At 59.7% G+C, this 17940-nt stretch carries 11 protein-coding genes; all 11 read left to right on the plus strand.

Features of this window, described 5'->3' with window-relative positions:
* Positions 1-1075: 1075 nt before the first annotated feature.
* The 11 genes from dppA (at position 1076) to bcsD (ending at position 17931) form a co-directional block, all read left to right on the plus strand.
* Positions 1076-2686 (plus strand): dipeptide ABC transporter periplasmic-binding protein DppA, encoded by a 1611-nt coding sequence (dppA, locus tag ACCW71_RS16985; protein WP_436373399.1) that lies wholly within the window; start codon positions 1076-1078, stop codon positions 2684-2686.
* Positions 2687-2857: 171 nt separating this feature from the next.
* Complete coding sequence (gene dppB / locus ACCW71_RS16990) at positions 2858-3877, plus strand: dipeptide ABC transporter permease DppB (protein WP_436373401.1); 1020 nt, start codon at positions 2858-2860, stop codon at positions 3875-3877.
* A gap of 9 nt (positions 3878-3886) precedes the next feature.
* Positions 3887-4789 (plus strand): dipeptide ABC transporter permease DppC, encoded by a 903-nt coding sequence (gene dppC / locus ACCW71_RS16995; protein ID WP_436373403.1) that lies wholly within the window; start codon positions 3887-3889, stop codon positions 4787-4789.
* A 12-nt stretch (positions 4790-4801) separates the two neighbouring features.
* Positions 4802-5788: a dipeptide ABC transporter ATP-binding protein gene (gene dppD / locus ACCW71_RS17000; RefSeq protein WP_436373405.1), complete on the plus strand. Its 987-nt coding sequence runs from the start codon at positions 4802-4804 to the stop codon at positions 5786-5788.
* Positions 5778-6800, plus strand: a complete 1023-nt coding sequence (gene dppF, locus ACCW71_RS17005; RefSeq protein ID WP_436373406.1) for a dipeptide ABC transporter ATP-binding subunit DppF — start codon at positions 5778-5780, stop codon at positions 6798-6800. Before dppD ends, dppF begins: the two co-directional genes overlap by 11 nt.
* Positions 6801-7307: 507 nt before the next feature.
* On the plus strand, positions 7308-7901 hold the full coding sequence (gene bcsO, locus ACCW71_RS17010) for a cellulose biosynthesis protein BcsO (protein WP_436373408.1): 594 nt from the start codon (positions 7308-7310) through the stop codon (positions 7899-7901).
* Positions 7892-8695: a cellulose biosynthesis protein BcsQ gene (gene bcsQ / locus ACCW71_RS17015; protein WP_436373409.1), complete on the plus strand. Its 804-nt coding sequence runs from the start codon at positions 7892-7894 to the stop codon at positions 8693-8695. The genes bcsO and bcsQ overlap by 10 nt, the downstream gene beginning before the upstream one ends.
* 53 nt (positions 8696-8748) lie before the next feature.
* A complete protein-coding gene (gene bcsA, locus ACCW71_RS17020) occupies positions 8749-10860 on the plus strand; it encodes a UDP-forming cellulose synthase catalytic subunit (RefSeq protein ID WP_436373411.1) in 2112 nt (703 codons plus the stop codon).
* Positions 10857-13673 (plus strand): cellulose biosynthesis cyclic di-GMP-binding regulatory protein BcsB, encoded by a 2817-nt coding sequence (bcsB, locus tag ACCW71_RS17025; protein ID WP_436373412.1) that lies wholly within the window; start codon positions 10857-10859, stop codon positions 13671-13673. Before bcsA ends, bcsB begins: the two co-directional genes overlap by 4 nt.
* 11 nt (positions 13674-13684) lie before the next feature.
* Positions 13685-17488: a cellulose synthase subunit BcsC-related outer membrane protein gene (locus ACCW71_RS17030; protein ID WP_436373414.1), complete on the plus strand. Its 3804-nt coding sequence runs from the start codon at positions 13685-13687 to the stop codon at positions 17486-17488.
* Positions 17488-17931: a cellulose biosynthesis protein BcsD gene (gene bcsD / locus ACCW71_RS17035; protein WP_436373416.1), complete on the plus strand. Its 444-nt coding sequence runs from the start codon at positions 17488-17490 to the stop codon at positions 17929-17931. The genes ACCW71_RS17030 and bcsD overlap by 1 nt, the downstream gene beginning before the upstream one ends.
* Positions 17932-17940: the final 9 nt, after the last annotated feature.

Consider the following 17940-nt stretch of genomic DNA (forward strand, 5'->3'; position numbering starts at 1 on the left):
AGCAGCGTTATCCTCTCTCGCCGACCATATTTAAGAAACCTGTCTGAAAAGACAGGTTTTTTTTCGTCTGTAGGAAATTACGGCAGTGCGGGTTCAGGGCGTTTCAGGCGTCTGACAGACTCAAACCAGAGCCAGTCTGACCGCAATGCCTATGCTCAAAGCGCAGGGAATCCGGTCAGAAGAGGAAAGCGTCTCGCGGCAGGGACAAAAACGCCGGGAGCGTTTTTGAACAACGCAAAGCGTTGGCCCGTTTACGGGCGCACCTCAGGGATGAGGTGCGTAATCGCGCGGGCCGAGCGGCCAGGGATTGGCTTAAGCGACTTTCCGATCTGACCGGATTTCCTGAGCTGGCACGATCTCACCGCTAAACGGCTCAGAGAGCAGGCACGATTTCAAAGCGAACTGAGCCACAGCCTCCTCCTTACATCATTCCCGTTTTCCATTTCTGACTATAAACCTCTGCACGGTTCCAGAAAGCGCCAGAAAAAAGCATCCGCAGCGCATATTCTTTGCCAACCGTTATTATCGCCCTTTTTCCGCTGGCAGGCCTTGCCACATCTGCGACGCTAAGATAATTCGCGACACGTTCTTCTTATGACTAAAAGTGGCAACATACTGATTTCTTATGCTTGCTTGCCAGCATATTCCGCTGGATGAACGTCATAACGCACGGTGAATCGTTCAGTTATTCAACATTAACCGGTAAAAGTTTTAAGTTTTTTAGCGGTGAGAATCACTAGCGACAAACCTGCTATCCAGCAGAATACGCGGAAATGCAGCCCGCCACGCTGTGCATTATCTGGCTTTTCGGCCAAAACGGTTTTTATTACCGTTGCTTGCTATCCCTCACACTCTGTGTAAATAACTAACAGTTGTATTGACGTTCTTTGCAACTGTTGACAAATTGATGCGTCAATAAAGCGCAGTTACGGACTTTTCCGATCGCTCCACGGCATCGGAAAAAAACAAAAAACCGTAGCGCGCTTAGCCACCTGTTCGGTGGTACGCCTGAACCGCATAAAAAAACCAGAGGTCGGGCAATACACACAACATCACATCACAATGGAGCAAAAGCATGATCAACTCCCTGGCTAAATCCGGGATGCTGAAGGTCGGTCTGAGCCTGATTGCTATGACTGTCGCCGCCGGTGTTCAGGCAAAAACCCTGGTCTACTGTTCAGAAGGTTCCCCGGAAGGCTTCAACCCGCAGCTCTTTACCTCGGGCACCACTTATGACGCCAGCTCACGCCAGATCTACAACCGTCTGGTGGAGTTCACTATCGGCACCACCGAGTTGCACGCGGCGCTGGCCGAAAAGTGGGATGTCAGTGAAGATGGCAAAACCTACACTTTCCACCTGCGTAAAGGGGTGAAGTGGCAGACCACCAAAGATTTTAAACCGACGCGCGACTTCAACGCGGATGATGTGGTGTTCACCTTCGAACGTCAGCTGGATAAAAACAACGCCTATCACGGTGTCTCCGGCGGCAGCTACGAATATTTCGAAGGCATGGACATGCCGAAGCTGATCAGCAAAGTTGAAAAAGTGGACGACAACACCGTGCGCTTTGTGCTGACCCGCCCGGAAGCGCCGTTCTTAGCCGACCTCGGCATGGACTTCGCCTCCATTCTGTCGAAAGAGTACGCTGACAACATGATGAAAGCGGGCACCCCGCAAAAAGTCGACCTGAACCCGGTCGGCACCGGCCCGTTCCAGCTGCTGCAATACCAGAAAGATTCGCGCATCCTCTACAAAGCGAACCCGGATTACTGGGGCACCAAACCGAAAATCGATCGCCTGGTCTTCTCCATTACCCCGGATGCGTCGGTGCGTTACGCCAAACTGCAAAAAGGCGAATGTCAGGTCATGCCTTATCCAAACCCGGCTGACATCGCGCGCATGAAGCAGGACAAAAACATCAACCTGTATGAGCAGGCTGGCCTGAACGTCGGCTATCTGTCGTACAACGTTGAGAAAAAACCGCTGGATAACCTGAAAGTGCGTCAGGCACTGACCATGGCGGTCAACAAACAGGCGATCATCGACGCCGTGTATCAGGGTGCGGGCCAGCCAGCCAAAAACCTGATCCCGCCAACCATGTGGGGCTACAACGACGCGGTGAAAGACTACGCCTACGATCCTGAGAAAGCCAAAGCGCTGCTGAAAGAAGCGGGCATGGCTGACGGTTTCTCAATCGACCTGTGGGCGATGCCGGTTCAGCGTCCTTACAACCCGAACGCGCGCCGTATGGCCGAAATGATCCAGAGCGACTGGGCGAAAATTGGCGTGAAAGCCAAAATCGTCACCTACGAGTGGGGCGAATACCTCAAGCGCGCCAAAGCGGGCGAGCATCAGACGGTGATGATGGGCTGGACCGGCGACAATGGGGATCCGGATAACTTCCTCGCCACCCTGTTCAGCTGTTCCGCCGCTAAAGATGGCTCTAACTACTCGCGCTGGTGCGATAAATCCTTTGAGGATCAGATCCAGCCAGCACGCGCCACCGCCGATCAGGCGAAGCGCATCGAGTACTACAAGCAGGCACAGGTGGTGATGCATGACCAGGTACCGGCGCTGATGATCGCGCACTCAACGGTCTACGAACCGGTCAGCAAAAAAGTCTCTGGCTACAAAGTCGATCCGCTGGGCGGACACTACTTTGCTCAGGTAGACATTAAAGAATAATTGTCGCCTTTTCCGGGGCGGCTGCGCGTCGCCCCGGCTTTATCTCCCTGTTTTACTGGAAACGGTAGAGGCGCAGCCTGTCTGCGTCGCGGTCGGGCCTACCCGATCGTCAGATGTAAGCAATAACACTCCTCGCGATAAGAGTCGCGTGGACAAGAGAGAACCCGGATTATGCTGCAATTCATACTCCGACGTCTGGGCCTTGTTATCCCAACGTTTATCGGTATTACATTACTCACCTTCGCGTTTGTTCATATGATCCCCGGCGATCCGGTGCTGATCATGGCGGGCGAGCGCGGTATTTCTCCTGAACGTCACGCCCAGTTAATGGCGCTGTTAGGGCTGGATCAGCCGCTGTGGAAACAGTACCTGAACTACATCAACGGCGTAATACATGGCGACCTGGGCATTTCACTCAAGAGCCGCATCCCGGTGTGGGATGAATTTGTGCCGCGCTTCAAAGCGACACTGGAACTCGGTATCTGCGCCATGATATTCGCCGTGGCGGTGGGCATCCCGGTTGGGGTGATGGCGGCGGTCAAGCGTGGCTCGATTTTCGATCACACTGCGGTGGGTATCTCCCTGACCGGTTACTCGATGCCAATCTTCTGGTGGGGCATCATGCTGATCATGCTGGTCTCGGTACAGCTCAATCTGACCCCGGTTTCCGGGCGCATTGGCGACAGCGTCTTTCTCGATGACAGTATGCCGCTGACCGGCTTTATGCTGATCGACACCTTCTTCTGGGGTGAGCCAGGTGACTTCAAAGATGCGGTGATGCACATGATTCTGCCCGCCATCGTGCTCGGCACCATTCCGCTGGCGGTCATTGTGCGTATGACACGCTCAGCGATGCTGGAAGTGCTGGGTGAAGATTACATCCGAACCGCGCGCGCCAAAGGCTTAACCCGGATGCGCGTCATCGTGGTCCATGCGCTGCGTAACGCCATGCTGCCGGTGGTAACGGTGATCGGTTTACAGGTCGGCACCCTGCTGGCCGGAGCGATTCTGACCGAAACCATCTTCTCGTGGCCCGGTCTGGGTCGCTGGCTGATTGAAGCGTTGCAACGCCGTGACTATCCGGTGGTGCAGGGCGGGGTACTGCTCACCGCGGTACTGATTATCCTGGTCAACCTGCTGGTTGATCTGCTGTATGGCGTGGTTAACCCGCGCATACGTCACAAGAAATAAGGGGGCATCATGTCTGTTGTTGATCCCGGCAGCGTTACCGTTGCACCTGCGCCGATGACCCCGTTTCAGGAATTCTGGCACTACTTTAAACGTAACAAAGGCGCAGTGGTTGGCCTGGTCTACATCATCATTGTGCTGCTGTGCGCCATCTTTGCCGATCTGCTGGCTCCGCACGCGCCTGCGGAACAGTTCCGCGACGCGCTGCTGCATCCGCCGGTCTGGCAGGAGGGCGGAAGCTGGAGCTTTATTCTGGGCACCGACGACGTAGGTCGTGATGTGCTGTCGCGCCTGATGTATGGCGCGCGGCTGTCGCTGCTGGTCGGCTGTCTGGTGGTGGTGCTGTCGCTGATTTTTGGCGTGATATTTGGCCTGCTGGCTGGCTATCTCGGCGGCGTGGTCGATGCGACGATCATGCGTCTGGTCGATATTATGCTGGCACTGCCGAGCCTGCTGCTGGCGCTGGTGCTGGTCGCTATCTTCGGTCCCTCGATCGTCAACGCCTCGATTGCGCTGACCTTTGTGGCGCTGCCGCACTATATCCGTCTGACCCGCGCCGCGGTGCTGGTGGAAGTGAACCGCGACTACGTGACCGCCTCCAGCGTCGCCGGGGCCGGTATGCTGCGCCAGATGTTCGTCAATATTCTGCCTAACTGCCTGGCACCGCTGATCGTGCAGGCGTCATTAGGTTTCTCCAACGCCATTCTCGACATGGCGGCGTTGGGCTTTCTCGGTATGGGTGCGCAACCGCCGACGCCGGAGTGGGGCACCATGCTCTCCGACGTACTGCAATATGCGCAAAGTGCCTGGTGGGTCGTGACCTTCCCCGGATTGGTCATTCTGCTCACCGTGCTGGCATTTAACCTGATGGGCGATGGTTTGCGTGATGCACTCGACCCGAAACTCAAGCAGTAAAGAGGCACCGAGATGGCGTTATTAAATGTAGACAAACTGTCGGTGCATTTCGGCGACGAAAAAGCACCGTTCCGCGCGGTCGACCGCATCAGCTACCAGGTTGAGCAGGGCCAGGTGGTGGGGATCGTGGGCGAATCTGGCTCCGGCAAATCGGTCAGCTCCCTGGCGATCATGGGACTGATCGATTTCCCCGGCAAAGTGATGGCTGACAAGCTGGAGTTTAACCAGCGCGACCTGAAACGCATCTCCGAAAGCGAGCGCCGCCAGCTGGTGGGCGCCGAAGTGGCGATGATTTTTCAGGACCCGATGACCAGCCTCAATCCCTGCTACACCGTGGGTTTCCAGATTATGGAAGCGATCAAGGTGCATCAGGGCGGCAATAAACGCACCCGGCGTCAGCGGGCGATCGATCTACTGAACCAGGTCGGCATTCCCGACCCCGCTTCACGGCTGGATGTCTATCCGCATCAGCTGTCGGGTGGCATGAGCCAGCGTGTGATGATCGCGATGGCGATTGCCTGCCGGCCTAAACTGCTGATTGCCGATGAGCCCACCACCGCGCTCGACGTGACCATTCAGGCGCAGATCATCGAACTGCTGCTGGCGTTGCAGCAGCAGGAGAACATGGCGCTGATCCTGATTACCCACGATCTGGCGCTGGTGGCGGAAGCCGCGCACCACATCATCGTGATGTATGCCGGTCAGGTGGTGGAGAGCGGCAAAGCGAGCGATATTTTCAAAGCGCCGCGCCATCCTTACACCCAGGCGCTGCTGCGCGCGCTGCCGGAGTTTGCGGCGGATAAAGCGCGCCTCGCCTCGCTGCCAGGCGTGGTGCCGGGCAAATACGATCGCCCGGTTGGCTGCCTGCTCAACCCTCGCTGTCCCTATGCGACTGACCTTTGCCGTCAGCAGGAGCCTGAACTGCGCACTATTCCAGGACGCCAGTCCAAGTGTCACTATCCGCTGGACGATGCCGGGAGACCGACTTATGAATCATGAAACCACTCACGATCAGTTCCTGTTACAGGCGATTGATCTGAAGAAACACTATCCGGTGAAGAAAGGACTGTTTGGTCAGGAACGTCTGGTCAAAGCGCTGGATGGCGTCTCCTTTAATCTGGAGCGCGGCAAAACGCTGGCGGTGGTGGGCGAATCGGGCTGTGGTAAATCCACCCTGGGCCGCCTGCTGACGATGATCGAAACGCCCACTGAAGGGCAGCTCTACTGGCACGGTCAGGATCTGCTGAAACACGATCCCCAGGCGCAGAAGCTGCGCCGTCAGAAAATCCAGATCGTCTTTCAGAACCCCTACGGCTCCCTGAATCCGCGTAAGAAGGTCAGCGACATTCTGGAGGAGCCGCTGGTGATCAACACTCAGCTCACCAAAGCGGAACGCCGTGAAAAAACGCTGGAGATGATGGCGAAGGTCGGCCTGAAAACCGAGCACTATGACCGCTATCCGCATATGTTCTCCGGCGGCCAGCGTCAGCGTATCGCCATTGCCCGCGGGCTGATGCTCGACCCGGACGTGCTGATCGCCGATGAGCCGGTGTCGGCACTCGACGTCTCGGTGCGCGCCCAGGTGCTGAACCTGATGATGGATCTGCAACAGGATATGGGGCTCTCCTACGTCTTTATCTCGCACGATCTCTCGGTGGTGGAGCACATCGCGGATGAGGTGATGGTGATGTATCTCGGCCGTTGCGTCGAGAAGGGCAGCAAAGAGGCGATCTTCGCCAACCCGCGCCATCCTTACACCCAGGCCCTGCTGTCAGCCACGCCGCGTCTTAATCCCGATGACCGTCGCGAGCGGATCAAACTGACCGGCGAGCTGCCCAGCCCGCTCAATCCGCCGCCAGGCTGCGCCTTTAACGCGCGCTGCCATCGACGTTTTGACACCTGTGTGCAGCTGCAACCAAAGCTGAAAAACTATGGCGGTCAGGAGATCGCCTGCTTCGCGGTGGATCGGGATGAGAATCAGCCGGTCGGCGCAGCCGAACACCTCAGCTGACCCTTTAAGGCTCCCTGGTGGAGCCTTTTTCTTATCTCAATTCGCTGCCAGCCCCTGGTACAGGCGGGGCAGGGCAGAATAAACGCGCGCGCGGCCCCTTTTTCCTTAACCGGCTCTGCTCTGTTTTTCTCGCGCAATGTCGTCTGCCGCGAAACAGGTAAAGAGCGTCAATCCTTTGGTCGCCGCGTGACCACTTTTCCCTGATGGCGTCGGCAACAACTCTGCTACAGCTGACCGCCTCTGTTTATCCCGCTGGCCGTACCGGCGGTGAGCAGAGCGCCGTGGCCCCGTGGGAAGGGTGCGTACGGTTAAACAATTTAACTTAAACCTGACTTATTAATTAACTGTTAAAATTCGCTATTACCAGCTTCAGGCTGCTTTAATTGAATCTTTATGATTAAAATGTTTTATTGAACAGCCCTTTTTTGTAATCAGCTTTTTCTGACTGGCTTTAGCCTGATGTGCTATATTCCAGGAAAATTCCCCTCCTGTTGCAGGCCATGACCAATGAAGAATTATGATGATTTGCAGCGTTTCAAAGAGAAGACGCAGACGCTCGACATCGCCTTTAAAGATATGTCTGGCCAGACGCAGGAAGCGGCAGAACAGAGTAAATGGGCGCTGATTCGTCAGCTGGCGAAAGAGGAAAATCAGACGCCGTTTGGCAGCGGTCAGCGTATCGATCTGCCGCAGCCCCAGCCATTACGCGGGGATGAGTTCAGCGCACCACCGCCAGCCCCCGCGGCGCGGCAGGCGACGCTGAGCGCCCACCCGGCCGCGGCCGCGAAAGGCTCGATTCTCGATAGCCTGACGGGCGGCACCCCGATTGCTGAACCGGTGCCTGAAAGCCGCGCGACCTCCTCCCTGTTTCCGCCACCCCCACCGGCATCCAGCGTGGCGCAGCCCGCCGTGACGCCACCCTCTGCGCCGGTTCCACCCGCGCGCGCGGCTGAGCCTCTGCCGGTCAGCGCGCCGCCAGCCAGCGCCGCTGAACCGGGACGGTTTGGCGCGCTATTTCGGGCACGCGACAGTGAAACGGTCAGCCTGCCGAAAGAAACCTTACTCAAACCGTTACTGGAGAAGATTGCGCTATGCCATTAGTTTGTGTGTGCTCGCCGAAAGGGGGCGTGGGAAAAACCACGCTGGCGGCGAATCTGGCCTGGAGTCTGGCGCGTTCCGGTAGCAAAGTTCTGGCAATTGATTTTGATGTACAGAATGCCCTGCGTCTGCATTTTGGCGTTCCGCTGCACGATGGGCGTGGCTATGTGGCGCGCTCAGAAGAGCAGGCGGACTGGAGTCAGTCGATCCTCACCACCGGCGGCAATATCTTTGTCCTGCCCTATGGCGACGTGACCGAGCCGCAGCGCGAGCGCTTCGAAGAGAACCTGATGAAAGATCCCCACTTCCTGCGGCGCGGTCTCGACACGGTGCTGAACTATCCCGGCCTGGTGATCGTGGCTGACTTTCCGCCAGGGCCAGGTCCGGCGCTTAAAGCGATGGCGGCGCTGGCGGATATGCATTTAGTGGTGATGTTAGCCGATACAGCCTCGGTCTCTTTGTTACCGCAGATTGAAGAGAACCGGATGATCGGTAAACCCCTCAATAATAAGCAGGGGCACTATTTTGTCCTGAACCAGTGTGACAACCGCCGGAATATCAACCGCGACGTCACCGCTTTTATACAGCAGCGGCTGGGGGATAATTTACTGGGCGTGGTTCACCGTGATGAAAGTGTCGGTGAAGCGAATGCGTCTCAGCAGTCAGTTTACGATTTCAGTCCCGCTTCCGCGGCGGCTTTTGATATTGAACTGATCGCGAAGCGTGTCAGCAGCATTCTGAATATCACCGTTGGCAATGGTGAAGTTCAGGCCGCTATCCGCACTCACCATTATTAATCGTCTGGCGCCGCCAGCAGATTGAATTTACACAGCTCTTCTCAGGGTGGATCATGAGTAAAATCGGGTTTTACCTGCTGCTGCTGGTGCTTGCGCCCGTGGCCGCGGTGATCATCATTACGCCAATGGACAGCCAGAAACAGTATATTTTTGGCCTGATCAGCATCGGGATGATGTTTTTACTGGGTTTCAGCAAAAGCCGCAAAATAACCGTGATGATGGTGATTCTGTCCGCGCTGATGTCGAGCCGATATATCTGGTGGCGCACCACCGAGACGCTGCATTTTAATTCAGAAGTGGAAGCGATTTTAGGGATTGGCTTATATCTGGCTGAACTCTATGTCTGGCTGATCTTAATTTTAGGCTTCCTGCAAACCACCTGGCCTTTAAAACGATCGATTGAACCGTTACCGGACGACACCAGCCTGTGGCCCACGGTCGATATTTATGTGCCCTCCTATAATGAGAGCCTCGACGTGGTGCGCGACACCGTGCTGGCGGCGCAGTGTATTGACTACCCGCGTGACAAAGTCAGGGTCTATCTGCTGGATGATGGCAAGCGCAGCGAATTTGCCCGCTTTGCCGCCGATGTCGGGGTGGGCTATATCACCCGTGACAACAACAAACACGCCAAGGCCGGTAATCTTAACCACGCGATGAAAATCACCAAAGGTGAGCTGATTTGCATCTTCGACTGTGACCACGTGGCGACGCGGACCTTCCTTCAGGCGACGGTGGGGCCGTTCCTGAAAGATCCCAAACTGGCGCTGTTGCAGACGCCGCACTACTTCTATTCGCCCGACCCCTTTGAACGTAACCTGCGCGCGGCGCGCAGCATCCCGAATGAGGGGGCGCTGTTTTATGGCCCGGTGCAGCAGGGCAACGACAACTGGAACGCCACCTTCTTCTGCGGCTCCTGTGCGGTGATCCGCCGCTCGGCGCTGGAAGAGATTGGCGGCTTTGCGGTGGAAACCGTGACTGAAGATGCGCACACCGCCCTGAAAATGCAGCGCCTGGGCTGGGGCTCCGCCTTTCTGGCGATCCCGCTGGCGGCTGGCCTGGCCACCGAGCGCCTGGGTCTGCATGTGATTCAGCGTACCCGCTGGGCGCGCGGCATGACGCAGATTTTCCGCGTGGATAATCCGCTGTTTGGCCGTGGCCTGAAATGGCAGCAGCGCCTCTGCTATCTCAACGCCATGCTGCACTTCCAGTTTGGCCTGCCGCGCGTGGTCTTTCTGACCGCGCCGCTGGCCTACCTGCTGTTTAACCTCAACATCATTCACTCCTCGGCGTCGCTGATTTTCGCCTACGTGCTGCCGCACCTGGTGATGTCGCTCTACGTTAACTCGCGTATGAATGGCCGTTTTCGCTACACCTTCTGGGGTGAGATTTATGAGACGGTGATGTGCTTCCATCTGGTGATCCCGACCCTCCTGACGCTGCTGTCGCCGAAGCATGGCAAGTTCAACGTCACCGACAAAGGCGGCGTGCTGGATCAGGGCTTCTTCGACTTCCATATTGTGCGGCCCCACGTGATTGTGGCGCTGCTGCTGACTATCGGCATCGTGGCGGGCGTGGTGCGGGCGGTGATGCACAACTACTTTGGCGTCGATCCTTACGTTATCGCCCTGAACGTTGGCTGGGCGATCTTCAGCCTGATCATACTGATGGCGGCGATTGCCGTGGCGCGTGAAACCCGCCAGGTGCGTAAAACCATCCGGGTTGAGGTGCAGATCCCGGCGATTATTCATTACGCCAGCGGGATTTCATCCCGCACCCTGACCAGCAACCTCTCTATGGGTGGCGCGCAGCTCGACGCCCCCGACGGGCGTCATGAGACCGATGAGATTGAAGAGATTGATCTGCTGCTGAAATCGGGCGCGATTACCATTCCGGTCAGCAAGATCTCCGGCGATGAAGAGAGCATCCGCCTGCGCTTTGAAGCGATGCCGCTCTCCCGCCGCCGTGAGCTGGTTCGGGTGGTGCTGGCGCGCGCCGATGCCTGGATCCAGCCGGAATATAAACAGGATAACCCGCTGATTTCGCTGGGCACCATTATCCGCACCGTGTTTGAGCTGTTCTGGCTGAGCTGGAAAGGCCGCCGTGATAAACATAAAAATGTCGACCCGGTTGCCGCGGCGGCGAAAGAGGATGGCGCGGCATGAAAAACCTGACGCAAACGCTGCTGGCCAGTTCACTGGCCGCCGCCCTGTGGCTGACGCCTGCCGCAGCCGAAACCGCCCCCGCCAGCGATAACAGCAGCGCCGCGCCGGTCAACAGCGCCGCGCCAACGCCACCGGACGCCGCTTCAGCGGCACAGCCTGCGGCTTCTGCCACCTCACCGGCTGCATCAGCGGCAGAGTCTGTCGCTCAGCCCGCTGTTGCAGCGGCGCAGACCGCCTCACCGGCGAGCGGTGCGGAGCCTGCTCCCCAGGCTATGCCGGCGGCGACCAACCCGGCCACTGACAGCCAGCCCGCGCAAGCGCCTCAGGCCGCGCCAGGTGAGCCGGCCACCGCGCCGCAGACAACCTCATCCGCCGCCAGTCCGACCGCGGTCAATCCGGCCTACGCACCAGCAGGCGAGACCACATCTGCTCAGAGCGCCCCAGCCACTGGCGAGACGGCTGCGCCAGCCGCCGCGACCCGTTCCGGTGACGTAACCGGCGACAGCAGCGCGCTCTCCGCGGTGCCGCTGCCGCAGGGGCTGAGCAGTGCCGATCCGGCGCTGGAAGCGGCCGCCAGCGCGCTGCCTTACGCGCCAGGTCAGGCGACCACACCGGCCGCCGAGCCTTTGCTGCCGATCAGCGCCGCCATCAACCAGCCGATCAGCAGTGCGATTTCGGTGGGGCAGATGGGGCAGTCGCGCGGCATCACGCTGACCGGCGGCCAGTTGCAGTCGGGTATCACCTTCACCCTGCCCAGCGATGAGGTGGTGACCAATGCGCGCCTCAACCTGACGCTGCGCGTCTCCACGGCGCTGGCGGCGCGGAATACCTCACTCCAGCTGATGCTGAACGGCCAGCCGCTTGGTACGCTGCCACTGGGGGCCAGCGACAGCGATGTCAGCGACTATGAGCTGGATATTCCGGCGGCGATGGTGGTCTCGAATAACAACCTGAGCTTTAAGATCAACGACGCGGATAAGCTGCTGTGTGAGCGAGAGAGTGCGCAGCAGTATCAGGTCACTATCCTGCCGAAAACCACGCTGCGCCTTGAGGGGCAAAAGCTGAATATCGGCACCAGCCTGCGTAACTTCCCGCGTCCGTTCCTCGATCCTCAGCGTATGACCGCCGCCTCCGTCACCATGGGCTTCAGCCGCAACGTCGCGCCTGACGCGGTGAGCGCCGCGGTGCTGGTCGCCTCCTGGCTCGGCATTCAGAGCGACTATCGCGGCATCCGCTTCCCGGTGGTGCGCGGCGAATTGCCTGAGAATAACGGTATCCTGTTCGGGCATCCCGGCGATCGCATCGGCACGCTGACCTTCCCGGCCAGCAACGGTCCGATGTTGCAGCTGGTAGATAACCCCAACAACCCGGTTTATAAACTGCTGCTGGTCAGCGGCAACGATGAGGCTCAGCTGCGTCAGGCGGCGAACCGGCTGACGACCCAGCCCCTGACCACCGATGCCAGTCAGCTTCAGGTGAAGCCGCAGCCGATTGCCAGCCGTAAACCCTATGACGCGCCGCGCTGGATCAATACTGACCGCCCGGTGCGCCTGAGCGAACTGCTGCGTAAGGATCAGAGCCTGACCAGCAGCGGCATCTGGCACGATGCACTGCGCGTCAACTTTCGCGCCGCGCCCGACCTGTTCCTGTGGGATGGCGACACGGTGCCGGTCAACCTGCACTACCGCTTTCCGTCTGAAAGCTGGATCGACGAAGATAACTCGTTTCTTAACGTCATGCTCAACGGCACCTTTCTGCGCAACCTGACGGTGAACAAAGTCGGTCTGCTGGAGAGTGCCTGGCACCGTCTGGGGGGCGATGCGCGTCAGGAGCAGTATCAGCTTAACCTCGAACCCTATCTGATCTATGGCGACAACCAGCTGGCGCTCTACTTCAATATCAAACCGCGGGCTGATGCGCCCTGCGGCGTGTTGCTGAACAACAATATCAAGAGCCGGATTGAAGAGGATTCGTGGATCGATCTAAGCCACACCCGCCACTTCAGCATGTTGCCGAACCTCTCCTATTTTGTCGGTGCCTCTTTCCCGTTCTCGCGGCTGGCGGATTTCGGCCAGACCGCGCTGCTGCTGCCGGATAACCCCGGCAATGCCGAGCTGTCGACGCTGCTGGATCTGGCGGCGCGTGCCGGTAACGCGACCGGCGTGGCGCTGACGCAGAATCAGGTGCTGTTTGGTCTGCCGAACGGCGGCACCCATCTGGCGCGTTTGCAGCAGAGCGATCTGCTGGTGGTCAGCACCACCGGTAACAGCGCCTTTAACCAGGCGATGCTGGCGGCGTCGCCCTATGACGCCAGCAGCAATACCTTTGGGGTAAAGGAAGCGGGCACGCTGGAGAAACTGCGCGGCTGGCTGACCGGCGACTGGAATCGTCAGCAGCTGGATGCCGATCGTTACTTCTCCTCTAACGAAGCGTGGCGCGGCTTCCTCAGCTATCGCTCGCCGTGGAACCCGGATCGGCTGGTGGTGATGGCGGTGGCGACCAGCGACGATCAGCTGTTACGGCTGCACAGCGATCTGAGTTCGGCGCGGATTAACGCGGCGATCCGCGGTGATACCGCGATCATCACCGATGAAAACGGCATCCGCAGTTTTCGCGTTGGCGCGCAGTTCCCCAGCGGGGAGATGCCCTGGTACATGATGGTGGTGTGGTATGCCAACCAGCACTCGGTGCTGCTGGCGGTAGCGGCGCTGCTGCTCTCCGCGCTGGTCGGCGGTGGTGCCTGGGTGATGCTGAAACGTCACGCCTGGCGGCGGCTGAACCCGCAGCGTGACCGCGATTCTGGCCGGAAGTAAGGATAACAATAATGAAAAAAAATCGGTTAAGAGCGGTAATCCGCCATGCGCTGCTGCTGGGCGGCACGCTGGCCTGTTCTCAGCCGCTGCTGGCGGCGGAGAGCGACAACCCGGCGTTGCAGGCGCTGTTCGATCAGGCGACCTACTGGCACCAGAAGGCCCATGACGACCTGGCGAAAGCTTCGCTACAAAAGGTGTTGATGGTTGAGCCGGGCAATCGCCAGGCGCTCTATCTGCTGGCGCTCTATTCACAGCAGAGCGGCGACAACGCGTCGGCGGCGCAGTATCGCGCCCGTCTGAGCCAGGTCTCACCTAACGACCCGCATCTGAGCGAGCTGGATAACGCGCGTCAGTTGCAGACCATTCCCCAGGCGCAGCTGTCGCTGGCGCGTCAGCAGGCGCGCAGCGGCAATATTCCGGCGGCGTTACAGACCTGGCGCAACACCTTCAGCGGCAATGAGCCACCTGCCAGCGTTGCGGCTGAATATTATCTCACCATGGCGGGCGACCGCGCGCTGCTGCCGCAGGCGGTTGAGGCGCTGCGGCAGTTTGCCGCCCAGCATCCGCAGGATACCGGCGCGAAGCTGGCGCTGGGTAAGGCGCTGACCTATCAGGAGTCGACCCGCCGTGAAGGCATTGAGCTGCTGGGCGGGCTGGCAAGCGGCAATCAGGATGCCGACCGCTCGCTGCGGCAGGCGCTGCTGTGGCTCGGTCCGCAGCCGTCCGATGCCGCGCTCTATCAGACCTGGCAGCAGCGGCATCCCCAGGATTCTGCGGTGCTCGACTACTACCGTAAAAATGTCGGTGGCGCCGAAAAAGGGGCGGGCTTCAGCGCGCTGAACAGTGGCGATGTGAACCGGGCGCAGAGCAGCTTTGAAAAAGTGCTGGGGGCCAACCCGCAGGATGCCGACGCGCTGGCGGGGATGGGCTACGTGGCCCAGCGGGCCGGACGCTATCAGGAAGCCTCTGACTACCTGCAACGCGCCGCGCAGCTGGGTGGTGAGCAGGGTGCTGCGCGTCAGCAGCAGGCGGACGACGCCCGCTTTTATGCGCAGCTCTCCAGCGCGCAGCAGGCGCTGAAAAATGGTGACAGCGCTCAGGCGCTGTCACTGAGCGAGCCACTGACGCAGGCCGAGGGCGAAAAAGGGCTGGCCGCCCGGCTGTTCCGCGCCGACGTGCTGCGCCGCACCAACCAGTTCGATCAGGCGGAGCAGACCTACCGATCGATCCTGCAAACCGATGCCAGTAACCGCAGTGCCAAAGAGGGGCTGTTCTACGTGCTGCGGCAGCAGAACCGCATGGCGGAAGCCAATACTCTGCTGGGTGCGCTGCCGGAGAGCGTCCGGCAGAGCGTGACGCCGCGCGCCAATGAAGCGGATACGCTGCGTCAGCAGGCTAAGCGGCAGCTGGCCGCCGGCAATCACGCCGCCGCTATCGCGACGCTGCAACAGGCGATTCAGCGTTATCCAACCGATGGCTGGCTGCGACTCGACCTGGCTCGCCTCTACCGTCAGCAGGGTGACACGCTGCTGGCCGCTAATGTGATGCAGCCAGTGATGCGCAGCGGTGCCAGCAGCAGCGAGCTGTATGCGGGCGCACTTAACGCCAGTGAGAGCGGCGGCTGGCAGCAGGCCAGCGTGCTGCTGTCGCGCATTCCCGCCAGCGCTCAGACCGGGGCGATGCGTGAGCTGGCGCAGCGGGTCAATTTTAATTTGCAGATGAGTACCGCCGATCAATATCTGGCGCAGGGCGCCACCGCGGCGGCGGCCAATACCCTGAAAGCGTTAACCGTGAATCCCCCCACCAATCCGGTGGACGCCGGAAATCTGGCGCAGAAGCTGGCCCAGGCGGGGGATCTCACCAGCGCCGTTGCCGTGGTGCGCAGCAACCTGCAACGTGGCGTGCAGGGCAACGCCGGGGACTATGCCGCCCAGATGACGGTACTGAACCAGGCGGGCCTGAGCAGCGAAGCGCAGCGTTTCCTCAGCAATCCTGAATTGCAGGCGCGCAGTACGCCGACGCAGCTGGCCGGTATCCGTAACGGTTATCTGATCAATGAAGTCGATCGTCTGCGGCAGCAGCGGCAGTACGCCGCGGCCTATGACAAGCTGATTGGCGCGTTGCAGCAGGACCCACAGAACCGCGATCTGATGTTCGCCATGGCCCGTCTCTATCAGGATGGCAAGATGAACCGGGACGCGGGGGTGGTCTATGACTACCTGATGACCCAGGATACGCCGACCCAGGATGCGCGCGTCGGTGCCATCAACGTCGCGCTGGCGCAGAACAATGTGCAGCGGGCTAACGAGCTGAGCCGCGGCCTCAACACCACTACTCAGACGCCGGATCGGCTGTTCCTGCTGGCGCGGGTAGCGGAGGCCAATGGCGACCACTCGCAGGCGATGAGCTATCTGCGTTCGGCGCGCGGACAGCTGATTGGCTTGCAGGGCGCTCAGCCGGGCAGCGCGCCCACCGTGGGCGGACTGGCGCTGGCCGACAATCCCTTTATCGATCGCAACACCTCGCCGGTGGGACGCTCCGCCTCCAGCTACGGCACCGTGCTGCCGTGGCAGGCGGCACCGGAGAGTGTCGTCGCTCAGGGCGAACCGGCAGCGGGCGGCGAAACCGCCACCCGATCGTCACAGATGCTGCACGATGTCGACAGGATGATCGATTCGCTACAGGAGAAAACCGGCACCTGGAGCCAGGGCATGGTGCAGGTCCGCGGGCGTGATGGCGAGTCGGGTTTAAGCAAGCTGACCGAAGCCAAAGCGCCACTGACCTTCTCCACCGTGCCTTTTGGCGAGTCGCGTTTCGACTTTACGGCGACGCCGGTGTCACTCACCGCGGGCAGCGGCGCAGGCGACGCCTGGCGTCGCTTCGGCACCAATGCGCTGAGTCAGGGCAGGGTTGTGGCGGCAGGCGGCGCGACGGTGAACGATCTGCCGAGCGCCACCACCGATTCACAAACCGCCTCCGGTGTGGAGCTGAATCTGGCGCTGAAGGGCGACAGCTACAAAGTGGATATCGGCAGTACGCCGCTGGGCCAGGATCTCTCAACCCTGGTGGGCGGCGTGCAGTGGTCGCCGAAGCTCACCGACTTCCTGACGCTGATCCTGACCGGTGAACGACGGGCGATTACTGACAGTCTGCTCTCCTACGTCGGCGCAGAGGACAAAGCCAGCGGCAAGCGCTGGGGACGGGTGACGAAGAACGGGGGCAACGCCCTGTTAAGCTATGACAACGGCGATGCCGGGTTCTACGCCGGGGCGGGCGCTTACAGCTATCTCGGCGAGAACGTCGCCAGCAACAACGCACTCCAGGCGACCGCCGGAGCCTATGTCCGGCCATTCCACGCCGACGATCGCGAGTTAAAAGTCGGCATGAGTCTGTCGTGGATGGATTTCTCGAAAAACCTGAGCTACTTCAGCTATGGACAGGGCGGCTACTTCAGCCCGCAGAACTACGCTTCGGTCTCCTTCCCGATCGAGTTCTCCCGCAAATTTGACGATCTGAAGGTGAACATTGGCGGTGCGGCGGGGTATCAGAGCTACAGTCAGGATAAGAGCGCTTACTTCCCGGCGGATGCCAGTCTGCAATCACAGCTGGAAGCGCTCGCCGCCAGCGGCAGCGTGAAAAACGCTTACTATTCCGGCGGCAGTAAAAATGGCGTTGGCTATAACCTGCATGCCGGGGCGGACTACAAACTCAATAAAGATGTGACGATTGGCGGTCAGCTTGGCTACGACACCTTTGGTGACTACAACGAAAGCAGCGCGCAGCTCTACGTCCGCTATCTGTTTGGAGAGAAGTGATGAGTGAGCATTCAGGGGTATCCCACGGCTGGCAGCCGGGCTGGTTTGACCTGGTGAGCGTGATGATTGACGGCATGATCGCCAACGCCGGTCAGCAGGAGGCGGAAGCCTTTCTCTACAACATGGGAGAGTCGCTGGCGAGCCGCTATCCTTTGCCGGACGCGCGCACCGTGCAGGATCTTGAGCGCGAGTGCAATCTGCAACTGGCGCGGTTTAACTGGGGCTTTGTGCAGATCACCGCAGAAGAGCGGGCGCTGCTGATCGCCTGTCACGCTTTCCCGGCGGGCGACAGCGCCCGCTCCGCGGCGGACTGGCAGGCGGCTTTTGGCGCGGTGATGGCCGGACTGCTGTCAGGCTGGTTACAGGGTCAGGGTGGCAGCCGAAAAGTGCCGGTTACGCCTGAATTCAATGATGGCACTACGCTCTGTTATCGATACCAATAGGATCTATGA

Source organism: Pantoea sp. C2G6, from assembly GCF_051336815.1.
Taxonomy (GTDB): Bacteria; Pseudomonadota; Gammaproteobacteria; order Enterobacterales; family Enterobacteriaceae; genus Pantoea.

Excerpts from the sequence above, each read along its gene's own strand:
- bcsD (WP_436373416.1), top strand. The coding sequence starts at position 17,488 with ATGAGTGAGCATTCAGGGGTATCCCACGGCTGGCAGCCGGGCTGGTTT.
- dppD (WP_436373405.1), top strand. The coding sequence starts at position 4,802 with ATGGCGTTATTAAATGTAGACAAACTGTCGGTGCATTTCGGCGACGAA.
- dppA (WP_436373399.1), top strand. The coding sequence starts at position 1,076 with ATGATCAACTCCCTGGCTAAATCCGGGATGCTGAAGGTCGGTCTGAGC.
- bcsB (WP_436373412.1), top strand. The coding sequence starts at position 10,857 with ATGAAAAACCTGACGCAAACGCTGCTGGCCAGTTCACTGGCCGCCGCC.
- bcsO (WP_436373408.1), top strand. The coding sequence starts at position 7,308 with ATGAAGAATTATGATGATTTGCAGCGTTTCAAAGAGAAGACGCAGACG.
- bcsQ (WP_436373409.1), top strand. The coding sequence starts at position 7,892 with ATGCCATTAGTTTGTGTGTGCTCGCCGAAAGGGGGCGTGGGAAAAACC.
- dppC (WP_436373403.1), top strand. The coding sequence starts at position 3,887 with ATGTCTGTTGTTGATCCCGGCAGCGTTACCGTTGCACCTGCGCCGATG.
- dppB (WP_436373401.1), top strand. The coding sequence starts at position 2,858 with ATGCTGCAATTCATACTCCGACGTCTGGGCCTTGTTATCCCAACGTTT.
- ACCW71_RS17030 (WP_436373414.1), top strand. The coding sequence starts at position 13,685 with ATGAAAAAAAATCGGTTAAGAGCGGTAATCCGCCATGCGCTGCTGCTG.
- dppF (WP_436373406.1), top strand. The coding sequence starts at position 5,778 with ATGAATCATGAAACCACTCACGATCAGTTCCTGTTACAGGCGATTGAT.
- bcsA (WP_436373411.1), top strand. The coding sequence starts at position 8,749 with ATGAGTAAAATCGGGTTTTACCTGCTGCTGCTGGTGCTTGCGCCCGTG.